The 15,528-nt window shown below is 40.0% G+C and carries 17 protein-coding genes; 12 read left to right on the top strand and 5 right to left on the bottom strand.

What is annotated here, in order from left to right:
- Window positions 1-153: 153 nt before the first annotated feature.
- Window positions 154-537 (bottom strand): transposase, encoded by a 384-nt coding sequence (locus tag AU255_RS07825; protein WP_233144581.1) that lies wholly within the window; start codon window positions 535-537, stop codon window positions 154-156.
- Between the two features lie 157 nt (window positions 538-694).
- Between AU255_RS07825 and AU255_RS07820 the strand changes: the two genes are divergently transcribed.
- The gene (locus AU255_RS07820) at window positions 695-1,573 is read left to right on the top strand and encodes an IS982 family transposase (protein WP_080521034.1); all 879 of its coding nucleotides are present in this window, start codon (window positions 695-697) and stop codon (window positions 1,571-1,573) included.
- A 4-nt stretch (window positions 1,574-1,577) separates the two neighbouring features.
- Here AU255_RS07820 and AU255_RS07815 read toward each other — a convergent pair whose 3' ends face one another.
- The 4 genes from AU255_RS07815 to AU255_RS07800 form a co-directional block, all read right to left on the bottom strand.
- Entirely contained in the window at window positions 1,578-2,633 is a 1,056-nt protein-coding gene (locus AU255_RS07815; RefSeq protein ID WP_233144580.1) for an IS1182 family transposase, read from the bottom strand.
- 145 nt (window positions 2,634-2,778) lie between these two features.
- Window positions 2,779-4,116, bottom strand: coding sequence for an alanine/glycine:cation symporter family protein (locus AU255_RS07810; RefSeq protein ID WP_080522350.1), 1,338 nt, complete (start codon window positions 4,114-4,116; stop codon window positions 2,779-2,781).
- Window positions 4,117-4,155: 39 nt separating this feature from the next.
- Window positions 4,156-4,587: a GFA family protein gene (locus AU255_RS07805; RefSeq protein ID WP_080522349.1), complete on the bottom strand. Its 432-nt coding sequence runs from the start codon at window positions 4,585-4,587 to the stop codon at window positions 4,156-4,158.
- Between the two features lie 187 nt (window positions 4,588-4,774).
- Window positions 4,775-5,608, bottom strand: coding sequence for a thermonuclease family protein (locus tag AU255_RS07800; RefSeq protein ID WP_080522348.1), 834 nt, complete (start codon window positions 5,606-5,608; stop codon window positions 4,775-4,777).
- A 125-nt stretch (window positions 5,609-5,733) separates the two neighbouring features.
- On the opposite strand from AU255_RS07800, the gene AU255_RS07795 reads away from it, so the two are divergent.
- The 11 genes from AU255_RS07795 to AU255_RS07745 all read left to right on the top strand — a co-directional run bounded on the left by AU255_RS07795 (window position 5,734) and on the right by AU255_RS07745 (window position 15,523).
- Window positions 5,734-6,669 (top strand): ZIP family metal transporter, encoded by a 936-nt coding sequence (locus tag AU255_RS07795; protein WP_080522347.1) that lies wholly within the window; start codon window positions 5,734-5,736, stop codon window positions 6,667-6,669.
- Between the two features lie 21 nt (window positions 6,670-6,690).
- A complete protein-coding gene (gene dtd, locus AU255_RS07790) occupies window positions 6,691-7,128 on the top strand; it encodes a D-aminoacyl-tRNA deacylase (protein WP_080522346.1) in 438 nt (145 codons plus the stop codon).
- 35 nt (window positions 7,129-7,163) lie between these two features.
- A complete protein-coding gene (locus AU255_RS07785; RefSeq protein ID WP_080522345.1) occupies window positions 7,164-7,961 on the top strand; it encodes a cytochrome C assembly family protein in 798 nt (265 codons plus the stop codon).
- Window positions 7,962-8,187: 226 nt separating this feature from the next.
- A complete protein-coding gene (hslV, locus tag AU255_RS07780; RefSeq protein ID WP_080522344.1) occupies window positions 8,188-8,736 on the top strand; it encodes an ATP-dependent protease subunit HslV in 549 nt (182 codons plus the stop codon).
- 8 nt (window positions 8,737-8,744) lie between these two features.
- Complete coding sequence (hslU, locus tag AU255_RS07775) at window positions 8,745-10,067, top strand: ATP-dependent protease ATPase subunit HslU (protein ID WP_080522343.1); 1,323 nt, start codon at window positions 8,745-8,747, stop codon at window positions 10,065-10,067.
- Window positions 10,068-10,069: 2 nt separating this feature from the next.
- Window positions 10,070-10,459: a gamma-butyrobetaine hydroxylase-like domain-containing protein gene (locus AU255_RS07770; protein WP_080522342.1), complete on the top strand. Its 390-nt coding sequence runs from the start codon at window positions 10,070-10,072 to the stop codon at window positions 10,457-10,459.
- Window positions 10,460-10,570: 111 nt separating this feature from the next.
- Window positions 10,571-11,320, top strand: coding sequence for a bifunctional demethylmenaquinone methyltransferase/2-methoxy-6-polyprenyl-1,4-benzoquinol methylase UbiE (ubiE, locus tag AU255_RS07765; protein ID WP_080522341.1), 750 nt, complete (start codon window positions 10,571-10,573; stop codon window positions 11,318-11,320).
- 113 nt (window positions 11,321-11,433) lie between these two features.
- Window positions 11,434-12,054, top strand: coding sequence for a ubiquinone biosynthesis accessory factor UbiJ (locus AU255_RS07760; RefSeq protein ID WP_080522340.1), 621 nt, complete (start codon window positions 11,434-11,436; stop codon window positions 12,052-12,054).
- Between the two features lie 9 nt (window positions 12,055-12,063).
- Window positions 12,064-13,614, top strand: coding sequence for a ubiquinone biosynthesis regulatory protein kinase UbiB (gene ubiB / locus AU255_RS07755; protein ID WP_080522339.1), 1,551 nt, complete (start codon window positions 12,064-12,066; stop codon window positions 13,612-13,614).
- Between the two features lie 83 nt (window positions 13,615-13,697).
- Complete coding sequence (locus AU255_RS07750) at window positions 13,698-14,966, top strand: ATP-binding protein (RefSeq protein WP_233144579.1); 1,269 nt, start codon at window positions 13,698-13,700, stop codon at window positions 14,964-14,966.
- A gap of 14 nt (window positions 14,967-14,980) precedes the next feature.
- Entirely contained in the window at window positions 14,981-15,523 is a 543-nt protein-coding gene (locus AU255_RS07745; RefSeq protein WP_080522337.1) for a response regulator transcription factor, read from the top strand.
- Window positions 15,524-15,528: the final 5 nt, after the last annotated feature.

Here is a 15,528-nt window from a genome sequence, read left to right as displayed (position 1 = left end):
CTAAAGAGGCTATGAAAGTATTCATCACTAAATCCCCATTTTTTTAAAACAGGGCCTGTTTTGCAAGCTTTTAAAGTATATATTTCTAAAAATGACGTTTTTTCTTAGAAAAAAGTCCTTTTTCCCACTATTTTTAAGCATATTGGCTGTTTTTTAATTTATTTTTTGTCGTTGGACGCAATAATCCCTTAGAAAATCGACGCCGAGCAGGTTTATTACGCGGACAAAGTTATAACCTAAGACCATTAAACCAAATTCACCACCGCATTTTTCTAATCCACGCATCAAAAAGTGATTTATGCCTGCTCGGTGTTTTAATGTACCAAAAGGGTGTTCAGCTAATGCCGCTCGCTGACGCATTTTATTGGGATTTTTTGCCATACGTTGCTTGTGGTGGTCAACGACTTCTTCATGCTCCCAACGTTCTATTTGTTTTGATTTTGCTTTTTCACTCAGACATTTTTTTTGCAAAGGACATTCCGCACAAACAGCGGCATCGCTTTTGTAACGAATATAGTTTTTGCCACCTTTTTGCAAAGGCTTGCCTCGTCGAGTCAGTTTTTCATCTTGAGGGCAAACATAGCAATCTTGCTCAGTATCATAACCTGAGTTCGGGATAAGAAAAGGTGGGCAGTCTTTTGAAAATCTGAAAAAATAGAAACAACCAAGAATTTATTTTTTCTAAGACTGCCCAATGCTAAGTTTAACCCGATTATTTTGTGATGTAGATGATTTTTGTAAAACCTTTTTACCCCACTGGGAGAAAACCCAAATAGAAAACGGTGAAAAGAAAAGACGGAAAAAGCGTTGCATTAGCCCCAGTGAAATAATTACTTTGATTGTTTACTATCATCAGTCAGGGTATGACACATTTAAATGGTTTTATTTACGCTACTTGCCCAAAAACTTATCTAAAGCTTTCCCAAAGGTGCCGAGTTATAACCGTTTCATTGAATTATTGCCCGATATTATCGGTCCTTTAACGGCTTTTATGCAAACACGTTGTGGCCGAAGTGAAGGTATTGCATTTGTTGATTCAACACCCCTTTGCGTTTGTAAAAATATTCGTATTCCGCGCCATAAAACTTTCAAAGATGTGGCCCAACGAGGCAAGTCTTCTACGGGCTGGTTCTATGGGTTTAAATTACACATTATTGTGGATGATCGAGGGGAAATACTTTCTTTTTCAATCACGAAAGGGAATGTTGATGACCGTAAACCCGTACCAAAATTGGCTAAAAATCTGATTGGAAAGCTTTTTGGCGATAGAGGATATATTTCTAAAAAACTCACTGAACTTTTAGCAACCGATGATGTTGAGTTAATCACAACTCTCAAGAAAAATATGAAACCACGAGTCATAGCTGCTTTTGATGCACTTTTATTGAGAAAGCGTAGCATTATTGAAACTATCAATGATCAACTTAAAAATATTTTTCAGCTTGAGCACTCTAGACATCGTTCGCTTACGAATTATATGATCAATATTGTTGCTTGTTTAGTTGCTTATTCTTACCAGGAAAAAAAGCCTGCACTCAACTTACGTAGAGAAGATTTATTACCTTTGTTATGACGTCTTATCCCGAACTCAGGTTATCATATTCAAATTGTTCACGGGTTAATCGTCCTTTTTCAGCCATGCGCCTAGACTTATCAGGGACAGGGACATAAACCGTGATATTTTGATCTTCACAGGCTTTTATTTGGCTTCCATTGAAATAACCTGAGTCCCCCAGGCCATCAAGATTTTCTGATTGCAAAATGCTCTGAGCCTTTTCCAGCATCGGCGCAAGCTGCTGCATGTCATTACCGTCTTGCACCACGTCCTCGGCAACAATCAAACGGTGTTTGTTATCAACAGCGATTTGAACGTTATAGCCCGCCACCGTTTCTCCGCGTTTGGTCAAAAGCCGCGCATCTTCATCAACTGTAGAAATTTGCTTTTCACCACGGTCTTTTAACTGTTGCTGCAACGCTTCTTTTTCTGCCTTTTTCTGTTTGATTATCGCCAGCTTTTCAACCAAGTTGTTATCTTCATTTAACGAGTCTTGATCTAATTTATTATCGGCAGTATCCTGTTTATCTAGTTCATCTTGATATTGGGTGATTTTCTTTTCCAATGCCTCAAGCTGTTTTTTAAGCTTATCCTCGGTGTAAATACCTTGCTTACTGACGTCGCCTTTAAAAAAACTCCCATCCACCGCGACTGTCTCTCCACCAAATAAGGACAGTTCTTTACATAGCAACAAAAAGTCACGATTAGCCGCTTTCAATGCCGTACTATTGCTTTTGCGAAAATCGGCAATCGTTTTGTATGTGGGTAACAATCCTTCAACTAGCCACATCACCTCCAAATTACGTCGAGTCTCACTTTCCAATTTGCGACTGCTGCGAATCCCCTGCAAATAACCATATAAATAGAGTTTTAATAAAGCAGCAGGATTAAAAGGCGGTTGTCCTGAAGTGATAATAGTTTCGGTGTGCTGAAATCCTAGTTCCTTAACATCTAATGTATTGACATAAGCGTCAATCGCACGCACAGTATTATTTTGACTGACATAATCCTCAACACGCGAAGGCAGTAACATTTCTTGCTGACGATTGAGGCTGGATTGGTAGCGACGAGTAGTCATTATTTCAGTTTTAGATCTATTTAATGATTCTAATATTATATCGCATTAAAGTAAGTGAATACTTTCACAGTCTCTAAAGTTATTGCACTCCTTATCAAATGTCGAAGTTAAAAAATATTCGTTCCTAAGAGGAATTACATTATGTTTATTCGGCGTGCTGATAACTGGTCGTCATTCTAAATATGACGGGGCTTAATAAAGCCAGAGCAATCAGGTTTGGAATCGCCATCATGCCATTCATGATATCAGCAAACAGCCAGACTAGCGTAAGCTTGCTCATGGCACCTACAGGAATGACAATTAACCATAACAGACGGTAGGGCCAGATAACTTTTGTACCAAATAAGTATTCCGCACAACGTTCACCATAATAACTCCAGCCTAAAATTGTCGTAAATGCAAATACGACTAGCCCCAGAACGACGACATAACTCCCAACGCCAGGCAAGCTGGTTTCAAATGCCAAGGTCGATAAAGCAGCACCATTTTCACCGCTAGACCAGGCTCCACTGAGAATTATTACTAATGCAGTCATCGTACAGACTAAAATAGTGTCTATAAAAGTACCTAACATGGCTATCATACCTTGCTGTATGGGATCATTTGTTTTAGCAGCAGCATGGGCAATTGGCGCACTCCCCAAGCCTGCCTCATTAGAGAAAATACCCCGTGCAACCCCAAAACGAATAGCCGCCCAAACGGCTGCACCGGTAAACCCTCCTACAGCAGCAGTTTCAGTAAATGCACTTTGAACAATTAAACTTAGGGCTTGTGGAATCTCCTGGTAATGCGTAAAAATCACCCATAGAGCACAAATTATATAGCTAATTGCCATAAAGGGAACCAGACCAGAGGCAACCTCTGCAATCCGGTGAATACCGCCAAGAATAACAACGGCACTAAGCAAAGTTAAAGCAATAGCAGTGTATAGAGTCGGGATATGAAACAAGGTTTCAACTGCATCAGCCACTGAGTTAGCCTGTACCATATTTCCAATGCCAAACGCGGCAAATGCACCAAAAAAAGCAAAGGCAGTTGCAAGCCATTTCCATTTTGCTTTAAGGCCATTTTTAATATAATACATGGGACCTCCAACATGCTGGCCCTGATCATCTATTTCACGATATTTAACCGCCAATACTGCTTCAGCATATTTAGTAGCCATGCCAAATAATGCTGTGAGCCACATCCAGAATACGGCACCAGGACCACCTAATGCTATTGCCGTGGCAACCCCTGCGATATTACCAGTGCCTATGGTTGCTGATAATGCGGTCATCAGAGCCTGAAACGGAGTAATATCGCCTTCTTTATCAGACTTTCGACCACGCCAGAGCATGCTCATCGCAGCGGTCACTTTGCGAAAAGTAAAAAATTTTAAGCCAATAGTTAAAAAAATTCCTATACCTAATAGCAGTGTCAACATGACAGGCCCCCAGATATAAGAGCTGATTTCATTTAAGACACTTTCTAGCTGGCGCATTTTACTTACTCACTTGAATTAGGGGTAATAGTCTGTAGTTCACTTCTTGACAACAGACGGTGGCATTTCTGCATATGTTGGAATATCTGGATCCATAAAATCCCAATGTGGTTTACGTTTGTTATACACAATGACGCTGGGCTTAAACCATGAGCTATCATCTAATGAACCAACAGCTACTGCCAGCACATTTTTGATTCCTCCTAAGGCGCCAAAAAGAAGACTGCCACACACGGGGCAAAAATAGCGGGTTACTATCGAACCACTATCAGCGACTGAGTCATAACTCCGAGGCTCACCAATGATCTGCACATCCTGTTGTTTAAAAAAAGCATTTGATGCATGCCCTGTTCCTGTCGCTTTTCGACAGTCATCACAGTGGCACTGACTCATGACTCGTGGAGGAGCAAAAATAGTATAACTAATTTTTCCACATAAACACTGCCCTGTTGCGAAATATTTCTCTGACATAAACTGTTTCTCCAGATGAGTAATACCCTTGAATTTTCACCTTACTATTACATAATTACAAAAAGGGTTAAACCTAGAAACCACAGTTGTGCACGGATTTTGTGGAAAATCTGAGCGTGAAAGACAAGGCACAGCTCGCTGGCAATGGCCGTAGCCTTTGGCAAGAGCAGTGTATTGTTCCATGCTCTTAAAATAATATTTTAAGAGCACTGGGATGTCTCACTAACACAGAAAAACCATTTTTATATTTATTGACCCAGCCCCTGACTTCAATTTTTTTTCCCTTTAATAAGGATAAAGTGTCGAAATACTGTAAATGCTCTTTTTTGATACGTACATCAAAATTATCGTTTAATTTTAAATAGCGGCTTTTCGACGTACTTTTAATCCTCAAGACACGCCCGATTATTCGCTGCCAACCCTGCTTGTTTTTGTTACTTAATTCACTGGTAAATTTTGGGGCATAGTCAGAGTACTGCCAGATACCAAGACGCCCTGTTTCTGCCACTTGTTGCGCAGCAAGTAATTCAGCAACATATTTTAAATTTGGAGGATAGATGCTAGTACTTGCATAGCCTAATCGTACGAGTTCACGATTGAGATGTAATCCTTGTTCGGTAAAAATATGTGCTAAATGGCGTTTATATTTGTCACGTTTTTCAGAATCAAATTCCAGTCTGACCCGGGTATTCAATAATTGTTGCGTTAACCATTGCCGTGCTACCTCACCTCCAGCTTGCTCAGCTTGATCTGCATGTTCTATTTCCGGTGTATTAATACCTAACAAGCGTATTTTGCGTCCATCACTTAGTAGTACGGTATCGCCATCATAGACTTTTTGAACATTATAAAAACTAAAATCCTGAACAGGCTTATATTCTATTGCATTGCTATGCTTTTTATCTGAATAATGGATCTGGCCTTGCGGGTCAGTCCATTTGAAGATATCAGTTGCATAACTAAACCGGGTAAATAACAATAGCACAAGATATATATTCCAATAATTGCATTTGTTTTTCATTTTCTGATATTTTGAACAGTAAGTGAACGCACCTGGTCAGGCATGTTAAATAGATTTGAAAGTTATTGTTGATGTTATACTTTATGGATTAATATTCAATCACATTAAGATACCCAGAGGAAGTAATGAGCGCGCTAGATTTAACTAATATTTTTGATAAATGTAAGTCACAACTGAACTCAAATTCGTATTATCAAAAATTACAAGCGATGCCTAAAAATGAGCGTTGGCTTACTCTAGCCGCACTTTTTTTAGTCTCTCAAATTCTTGTTTTTGGTAGTTTATACCTGTTTTTTGGTAAAGTTGCCATGATTGGCTTTTTGGCCAGCGTCTTGGCTGGTCTGGCTACTGGTGTAGGCGCCTTACCGGCCGCTCTTTTTAAACAAGTTTCAACGAGCGTCTATAATGGCTTACTCGGTGGTGCTGCAGGTGTAATGCTTGCGGCGGCAGCTTTCTCTTTATTAGTTCCGGGTATTGAATATGGAAACCAGTTATGGCCTGGTAAAGGACTTTGGTTCGTTGCCGCTGGCATGTCATTTGGCGCATTATTTCTGCATTTAGCCGATAAAAAATTACCGCATATTCATTTTAAGGATGACCTGAATGAGCACGCTGAATCTTTACAAAAAATCTGGCTATTTATATTCGCCATCACTATTCATAATTTTCCCGAAGGAATGTCTGTTGGTGTTAGCTTTGGCACAGGTGATCTGAATAATGGTATTGTTCTAGCTATCGCTATCGCATTACAAAACATCCCCGAAGGTCTTGCCGTCGCCTTGCCTTTAGTTGCTTTAGGCTATAACAAATGGAAAGCCGTCGGTATTGCTACGCTAACAGGTCTGGTTGAGCCCGTTGGTGGTCTATTAGGGATCACGATGGTCGCGACTTTTTCTTCCGTACTACCCTTTGCCATGGGCTTTGCGGCTGGCGCAATGATATTTGTAATCTCGGAAGAGATCATTCCTGAATCTCACTCAAATGGACGCTCTCGCTATGCAACGTTTGCTCTGATGATTGGTTTTATTATTATGATGGCTTTAGAAAACCTGCTGGGTTGAAATACATTCACTTTTTAAAAAATGATTTCTATAATTCAACGTGTTACTCAGGCCCAGGTCAGCATTGAAAATCAGCTTGTGGCTAAAATTGATCGCGGTATTTTGGCATTAGTCGCTATAGAAAAACTGGATTCTGAGAAATCTGCGCAGCGAATGTTTGAACGCATTATGAACTATCGCATTTTTCCTGACGCAGAACAGCGGATGAATCTGAGCTTGCAAAGCATTCAGGGAGAGTTATTGTTAGTGCCTCAGTTTACTCTGGCTGCTGATACTGATTCAGGTAATCGCCCTAGCTTTACACCGGCAGCCTCCCCCGAAAAAGGTAAGCAATTATTTCATTATCTTGTTAGCTATGCACAAGGTAATTACCCGCATATACAAACGGGAAAATTTGGTGCAGATATGCAAGTGTCACTGACTAATGATGGCCCTGTTACCTTTACGCTTAAAGTTTAAAATCATAGCCCTTTATATTCAAAGATACTCCCCATATGAACTTATTCTTACTTGAAGGTTTAGCATTTTGCTTATACTTTGCCAGTAGCATTACTCTAATAATCGATATTAAAGAGAACCAACATAAAAAACTGGCTCTAACGTTTGCCTGGCTTGCTTCTATTGCACATCTTTTATCACTTTCGCTCAGTGCCTGGCATAATCAGGGAATTGATTTTAGCTTTTTTCATACCGCTGCCATTATTTCACTAATCATCGCTTTTTTACTATTGTTTGCATCTTTGTCTAAACCTGTTGAAAAACTAGGCATAGCACTTTTTCCTATCGCAGCACTTATGCTGGCACTTGATGTGCTTTATCCCAGTTCAGTAAAAATAACGCAAGATTTTTCACTGGCAATGAATGTACATATTCTCAGTTCAATTATTGCTTTTAGTTTACTCACTATAGCGGCCTTCCAGGCACTATTACTGGCCCTACAAAACAAACAGCTTAAGAGTCATAACCCTGGACGATTAATGCTTGCCTTTCCACCTTTGCAGGCGATGGAGTCTTTGTTATTTCAAATGATCAGCACGGGGTTGTTGTTTTTAAGCTTTTCTTTACTCAGTGGGTTTATTTTTATAGAAGACTTATTTGCACAGCATCTGGCGCATAAGACTATTTTATCCATAATTGCCTGGATAATTTTTAGTTGCTTATTACTCGGTAGAAAACGTTATGGCTGGCGAGGCAAGACGGCAATACGCTGGACTTTATACGGTTTTACATGTCTATTGTTAGCCTACTTTGGTAGTAAACTAGTGTTGGAACTTATTCTTAATAAAGTTTAAATTTCCACATTACCAGAGAATACATAATAGACGTCTAAACATATTGCTGTCAGTGTATGATCAATTGTTTTTAACTTTGATTAGCCATCTTTAGGCATACTATTAAAACGATTTCTAATTTAAAGGCTATCAAGACACTGTGTAAGCATGTAAAATCTTAAGATTTATTTTCTACCTGAATACAGGACTTCAATCCAGATTCAGGTACTATTATGGGTAATAAAAAGTGGATTTTAGAGGTACAACAATTCTTTCTGTGCGCCGTGGTGATAAAGTTGTTATCGGTGGTGATGGCCAGGTTACATTAGGTAATACTGTTATGAAAGGTAATGCACGTAAAGTGCGTCGTTTATACCATGACAAAGTAATTGCCGGATTTGCGGGTGCAACCGCCGATGCCTTCACGCTGTTTGAGCATTTTGAAGGAAAACTGGAAAAGCATCATGGCAATCTTACTCGTGCAGCCGTTGAAATGGCTAAAGACTGGCGTACTGAACGCGCTTTACGTAAATTAGAAGCCCTACTCTCAATAGCAGACAGTAAAACCTCCTTAATCATCTCGGGTAATGGTGATGTTATTGAGCCTGAATATGATTTAATAGCCATTGGTTCTGGCGGTCCTTTCGCGCAATCCGCTGCGCGAGCGTTACTGGAGAATTCTGATTTAAGCGCACGAGAAATTGTCGAGAAATCGCTCAATATTGCGGCTGATATATGTATTTATACTAACCACAATTTACGTATTGAAGAGCTAGACGCCGAGCCAAAGGATTAAAAAAACAAATGACACAGATGACTCCCAAAGAAATTGCACACGAATTAGATAAACATATTATCGGTCAGGCCAGTGCTAAACGTTCAGTTGCTATTGCATTACGCAATCGCTGGCGACGTGCCCAGGTCGAAGGCACGATGCGCGATGAAATCACGCCTAAGAATATTCTAATGATTGGCCCTACCGGGGTAGGTAAAACAGAAATAGCACGCAGATTGGCACGTCTTGCAAATGCACCTTTCATTAAAATTGAAGCAACAAAATTTACAGAAGTGGGTTATGTCGGTCGCGATGTCGAGTCTATCATACGAGATTTAGTTGAAACCGCCTATAAAATGACACGCGAAACAGAAATGAAATCAGTACAACATCGTGCCATGGATGCGGCTGAAGATGAGGTTCTGGATATTTTATTACCCCGTGCTGATAGCGGAATGCTCTCTGAGACTGAAGAGAGTACCCGGCAAAAAATGCGTAAGAAATTACGTGAAGGTGATTTTGATGCCAAAGAAATTGAAATAGAAGTACAGGCCTCACGTATCGGCGTTGAAATCATGGCACCTCCTGGAATGGAAGAAATGACCAATCAGTTGCAAGGTATGTTCCAGAACCTTGGCAGCCATAAAACCAAAGACCGTAAACTACCTGTCAAAGATGCCCTTAAGTTATTAACAGAGGAGCATGCTGCTAAATTAGTGAATGAAGACGAAATTAAATTAGCTGCTGTTTCTGCAGTAGAGCAACAAGGCATAGTCTTTCTGGATGAAATTGACAAAGTATGTAAACGTTCGGATAGTGGTGGCGGTGGTGATATCTCACGTGAAGGCGTACAAAGGGATTTATTACCTTTAGTTGAAGGCAGCACTGTTAGTACAAAGTACGGCATGATTAAAACTGATCATATTTTATTTATTGCTTCTGGTGCTTTTCATATATCCAAACCATCTGATTTAATTCCTGAATTACAAGGACGATTCCCAATTCGAGTTGAATTAGACGCTCTAACAAGTGATGATTTTATTCGTATTCTCACAGAACCAGATGCCTCTTTAACCGAGCAATATCAAGCCTTACTGGCAACAGAAGGAGTCAATCTTAGCTTTACTGATGAGGGTATTCAACGCATTGCTGAACTGGGCTGGGAAGTAAATGAGAAAACTGAAAATATTGGTGCCAGACGTTTACATACTATACTAGAACGTTTATTAGAAACTGTTTCCTTTGATGCGCCTGATTTAGTCGATAAAAATATTGTTATCGATGCGGATTATGTAAATCAATATCTTTCTGAGTTTGTTCAGGATGAAGATTTAAGTCGTTATATACTATAATTATGCGTATTCAAGCAGAATCAATTGATACTTATCCAACGGAAATCAAATTACACAAAATATCCCGTATTCTTGAAGTAAGTTTCGCCAATGGCAAAACTTTTCATCTGCCTTGCGAGTACCTGCGGGTTTTTACCCCTTCTGCTGAAGCATTAGGACACGCGCCAGGACAAGAAATTTTACAAACAGGTAAAGAATCTGTCGCGATTAATGCAATAAGACCGATTGGTAATTATGGAATTTCACCTGATTTTAGTGATGGGCATAGTACCGGTATTTATACCTGGGAGTTGCTGTATAAACTCGGTAATGAATATGATGAGCTTTGGCCTGGGTATTTAAATGAATTAGCGGCTGCAGGACATCAGCGTACAGAAGCAAAACAAAATTAAACCGATTACCTCAGTTTCAACTATATACTATTAAGGAGAGAAGGCTAAATGCCTCTCCTTTTCAGAGATCACTGGCAGCAATCAAGTCTGCCCTTTAACTAAAGACACAACATGACAACTGATAACACCACTCATTTTGGTTTTAAACAAGTCGAAACAAAAGATAAAGTTAACCTGGTGCGCGGAGTTTTTGACTCTGTTGCCAGTCAATACGACATAATGAATGACTTAATGTCACTCGGCATACACCGTATCTGGAAGCGTGTTGCCGTGCAATTAAGCAATGTACGCGAAGGCGAACAGGTACTGGATTTAGCCGGTGGAACAGGTGACTTAACGACACTTTTTTCCAAACGCGTTGGGAAAAGTGGCAAAATTGTTTTAGCAGACATTAATTCTGAAATGTTACGCACAGGGCGTGATCGACTAATTGACCGGGGGCTAATTGAAAATATAACTTATGCTCAGGTCAATGCAGAGTGTCTTCCCTTTGAAGATAATAGCTTTGATTGCGTGTGTATCGCTTTTGGTTTACGCAACGTAACCGATAAAGATGCGGCATTACGCTCTATGTATCGCGTATTAAAGCCAGGCGGCCGTGTAATAGTTCTGGAATTCTCTCACCCGACCGATAAAATCACTGAAAAAGTCTATGATTTTTATTCATTTAAATTATTACCAAAAATTGGTAAATTCGTTGCCAAAGATGAAAACAGCTACCGTTATTTAGCTGAATCAATACGCATGCACCCCAAGCAGGATAAATTAAAAGAAATGATGCAGGAAGCCGGTCTGGAACGCTGCGAATATTTCAATATGTCGCAAGGTATTGTTGCTGTACATAGAGGTTATAAGTTTTAACTCACTTCACGGTTGAGTCGTGTTTTTTTTATCCGCCTTGTGGTGCCCCTCCTTATAGGGTGGACAGAAATGGCTTGCTCACCCCATTCTTTTCCTAATCAACAATAATAACGATGATCAAACCTCTGCTTACGAGCGCTTTTGAAACCGCTCTAAATAAATACCTTAGTCTGGATGAAGATATTGCTATTTTTTTAAAGCCACTCACAGGTAAGATCATTGCTGTTACGATTCAGCCTTTTGATGAAACACTATACCTTTGCCCGAATGGCGAAAACATCCAGATTATGGATTATTATGAAGGAACTATAGATACCACCCTAACGGGTTCCTTACCTGCCCTGGGTTTAATGGGGCTAAGTTCTACCCCTGCACGTTCCTTTTTTTCAGGTGAAGTGTCGATAACTGGCGATTTAAACGTTGGCCACAAATTTCAGCACCTCTTTGAACAACTAGATATTGATTTAGAAGAACAACTCTCGCATTACACGGGTGATGTCATTGCTCATAAGCTAGGCCGATTCATGCGTAGCGCCAGCCTATGGCATCAGGAAAACCTCAAAACTCTTCAACTTAATATTAGCGAATTTTTACAGGACGAAACACAAGACCTTCCCCCTGCACCTGAAATTAATTTATTCACCCGGCAAGTCGACCAACTTAAAGAAGATTTTGACCGGCTTGAAGCTCGGATTAAGCGTTTAGATACTCAATTAAAAGCTCAGCAGTCTTAGGAAGATAACGTGAAGCACCCCAAACTCATATTACGAATTTTACACATCAACTGGGTACTGGTTACTCACGGACTCGATGACCTGATTCTCAAAACACATTTATTCAGGCCTTTACGCTTTCTGGCTATTTTTTCACCCAATTTCTGGCGGAAAAATAATTTTGAACAACGCGGGGTTCGCATTCGCCGCACCCTGGAAGACTTAGGGCCTATTTACGTTAAATTTGGCCAGGCTCTATCCACCCGTAAGGATATTTTACCTGATGATATTGCCGATGAACTCGTTATGCTTCAAGATAAAGTTCCCCCCTTTTCAGACCAGCAAGCCCGAGAAGTTATAGAGCAGCAGCTTGGCATGTCTATCGATCAAGCCTTTGCTGAATTTTCACCCAGTCCCTTAGCGTCTGCTTCTGTTGCCCAGGTCCATGCAGCTGTTTTACACAGCGGTGAACAGGTGGTTGTCAAAGTATTGCGACCGGACGTAGAAAAGTGGATACATTCTGATATAGGCTTATTATATGAGCTTGCTTATTTTGCTGAAAAATTTTGGGAAGATGCAAAGCGTCTCCATGCCAAGGAAATTGTCGCTGAATTTGAAAAAACGCTACTCGATGAATTAGATTTGGTCAGAGAAGCTGGAAATGCCACAAAATTACGGCGTAATTTTGAAAACTCCGATGCTATTTATATCCCTGAAATTCACTGGGAGTTTACCCGCAAAAAAGTATTAGTCATGGAGCGTATTTATGGCATCCCAGTGGGTAACATAAAGGAATTACGTGCTGTAAATGCTGACTTTAAATTACTTGCCGAGCGTGGCGTAGAAATATTTTTCACCCAGGTCTTTAGAGATAATTTTTTTCATGCCGATATGCATCCAGGTAATATATTTGTAGACCCTCCGGGTAAATATATTGCTGTTGATTTTGGCATCGTCGGTACTTTATCTGAATCGGACCAACGCTATTTAGCGGAAAATTTTCTCGCATTTTTCAATCATGATTATCGTCGTGTAGCCGAGATGCATTTAGCTTCAGGCTGGGTTCCCCCTGAGACACGGGTTGAAGAATTTGAGTCGGCCATTCGTAGTGTCTGTGAACCCATTTTTGATAAGCCACTGAAAGATATTTCCTTTGGCCTGTTATTACTGCGTTTATTTCAAACAGCACGCCGCTTTGATATGGAAGTTCAACCGCAATTGGTCTTATTGCAAAAAACATTGTTGAATATCGAGGGATTGGGACGACAGCTATATCCTGAACTGGACTTATGGCAAACCGCAAAACCCTTTCTAGAATCATGGTTTAAAGAACGCTTGAGCCCTAAAGCAAAAATCAAACAAGCCATGCAAAAGTTTCCTGAAATAGCAGAACAATTCCCTGAGATTCCTTCATTGCTTTTTCAAGTATTAGATGATGCTGCACATACTAGTCAACGCGCTAAAATACATAATCAACAATTAGAAAGAATGCGTGTGCAAATGCAAAATAATCATAAAAGTACGATTTACGCATTAATAGCCAGTGCAACAATAATAAGTGCAGCGATTTTCTTCCAATAAATCACATGTTAGTCAACTTCATCCCACAAAAGGAAATTTCAGCAAGAGAAAACTTGCAGTGGCTGTTTATCCTAAGAAATCTAATGATAGGTGGCGAATCGCTGCTGTTGTTAATTTCTATTGATATATTAAAAATACCTCTGCATCAAGAAGCTTTATGGCTAACTATTTTAGCGATTGGTACTGTCAATTTATACACATGGTTGCGTTTAAAAACAGATACGCCTGTGACAGAAATGGAAATTTTCTCACAATTAGCTATCGATGTACTGGCTATTGCTTCACTACTCTATCTAACGGGAGGTGCAACAAATCCGTTTACCTGGATTTTCCTACTACCCGTTATTCTAACGGCTATCGTTTTGCCACATGCATATACCTGGTATATGGTGATACTAACAACAAGCCTTTATACATTTTTGATTCCCTACCACGCAAATCTGACAGCAGTTGAACCGCACTTAATGCTTATGGATATGGATATGGCGAATATGTCTGCAAGCATGCATAATATGCAGGATGAAGAATTCTTAAATTTTCACATTTTTGGTATGTGGTTTGGCTTTGTATGCAGTGCCGGATTAGTCGCTTTTTTCTCAGTAGAGCTTTCTAATACCATTAAAGCCGGAGAACGAAGATTGGCAGAAGCTCGTGAAAAAACACTGCAAGATGAACGCATTATAGCGTTAGGAACTCTGGCTGCAAGTGCAGCACATGATATGGGCACTCCACTCGGAACAATGGCCATCATTGCGCATGAACTAAAAGACGAATATAGTCCAGAGGTGCATACTGAATTGCATGAAAAAATGCAAATCATGCAAGACCAGATAAATAGATGTAAACAAGCGCTATCAGTCATGTCTGCTTCTGCGGGTGAACTAAGAGCAGAATCCGGGCATATTAAAAAGCTCAGCGATTATCTGGATGAAGTATTAATGCAGTGGCGCAGTCAGCAACCCGGGGTAAAATTAAATTTACTGATAAACCCAAAGGCACCTTTAACTCAAGCCATTCTAGCAGAGCTTACTTTGACCCACTCTATGATCAATATCTTGAACAATGCCGCTGAAGTAAGTTCGCTTGATAAAGGTATCGACTTTAGTATCAATCCTTGTACAGTGGAAAATTTTGTCGGCATACGCATACGCGACTATGGCCCGGGCATTTCAAATAAACTTATTGATAAAATAGGCAAGGTCCCGATTAATGAGAGTAATCAAGGATTAGGGGTCGGGTTATTTCTTACCTTTTCAATAATTAAACGATTGGGCGGTACAATAGAAATCAGCAACGCACCTACAGGAGGTGCATGTGTTGATATTATCTTACCGCTTGTTCCCCTCAATTAACTCGTCTAAGGATTATGACTAAACAAAATCAAGTGCAATTATTGTTAGTAGATGATGATTTAACCTATTGTTCAGTCCTCAAATCTGCATTAGAAAAAAGAGGATTTTCGGTTTCGGTAGCTCATGATGTTAAAAATGGCCTCGCCCTGGCTGAACAAATAGAACCTGAGTATGCTGTGATTGATTTACGCATAGGACATGAATCAGGGCTGGAGTTAGTACAAAAATTAATTTCACTTGACGACAATACGCAAATTGTTATGCTGACTGGATTTGCCAGCATTGCCACTGCAGTTGAAGCAATTAAATTAGGTGCAAAACATTATTTAACTAAGCCAGCCAACCCTAATGAAATCATGAATGCATTGCATAATAATGCAGCTGACAGTTCCGTGGCAATCAGTGAAAACCCACTTTCAGTAAAACGTCTAGAATGGGAACACCTGCAAAAAGTATTAATGGAGCACGATGGTAATATTTCTGCAGCTGCTAGAGCACTGAATATGCATCGTCGAACTTTACAAAGAAAATTAGATAAACGTCCGGTAAAAGAGTAACTCAG

It is taken from the genome of Methyloprofundus sedimenti (assembly GCF_002072955.1).
Lineage (GTDB): Bacteria > Pseudomonadota > Gammaproteobacteria > Methylococcales > Methylomonadaceae > Methyloprofundus > Methyloprofundus sedimenti.
This window is presented reverse-complemented; position numbering and strand designations above follow the sequence as displayed.

Bases quoted from the DNA above. Each gene is read 5' to 3' on its own strand.
- AU255_RS07820 (WP_080521034.1), top strand. From the start codon at position 695: ATGCTAAGTTTAACCCGATTATTTTGTGATGTAGATGATTTTTGTAAA.
- AU255_RS07815 (WP_233144580.1), bottom strand. From the start codon at position 2,633: ATGACTACTCGTCGCTACCAATCCAGCCTCAATCGTCAGCAAGAAATG.
- AU255_RS07810 (WP_080522350.1), bottom strand. From the start codon at position 4,116: ATGCGCCAGCTAGAAAGTGTCTTAAATGAAATCAGCTCTTATATCTGG.
- AU255_RS07805 (WP_080522349.1), bottom strand. From the start codon at position 4,587: ATGTCAGAGAAATATTTCGCAACAGGGCAGTGTTTATGTGGAAAAATT.
- AU255_RS07800 (WP_080522348.1), bottom strand. From the start codon at position 5,608: ATGAAAAACAAATGCAATTATTGGAATATATATCTTGTGCTATTGTTA.
- AU255_RS07795 (WP_080522347.1), top strand. From the start codon at position 5,734: ATGAGCGCGCTAGATTTAACTAATATTTTTGATAAATGTAAGTCACAA.
- dtd (WP_080522346.1), top strand. From the start codon at position 6,691: ATGATTTCTATAATTCAACGTGTTACTCAGGCCCAGGTCAGCATTGAA.
- AU255_RS07785 (WP_080522345.1), top strand. From the start codon at position 7,164: ATGAACTTATTCTTACTTGAAGGTTTAGCATTTTGCTTATACTTTGCC.
- hslU (WP_080522343.1), top strand. From the start codon at position 8,745: ATGACACAGATGACTCCCAAAGAAATTGCACACGAATTAGATAAACAT.
- AU255_RS07770 (WP_080522342.1), top strand. From the start codon at position 10,070: ATGCGTATTCAAGCAGAATCAATTGATACTTATCCAACGGAAATCAAA.
- ubiE (WP_080522341.1), top strand. From the start codon at position 10,571: ATGACAACTGATAACACCACTCATTTTGGTTTTAAACAAGTCGAAACA.
- AU255_RS07760 (WP_080522340.1), top strand. From the start codon at position 11,434: ATGATCAAACCTCTGCTTACGAGCGCTTTTGAAACCGCTCTAAATAAA.
- AU255_RS07750 (WP_233144579.1), top strand. From the start codon at position 13,698: ATGATAGGTGGCGAATCGCTGCTGTTGTTAATTTCTATTGATATATTA.
- AU255_RS07745 (WP_080522337.1), top strand. From the start codon at position 14,981: ATGACTAAACAAAATCAAGTGCAATTATTGTTAGTAGATGATGATTTA.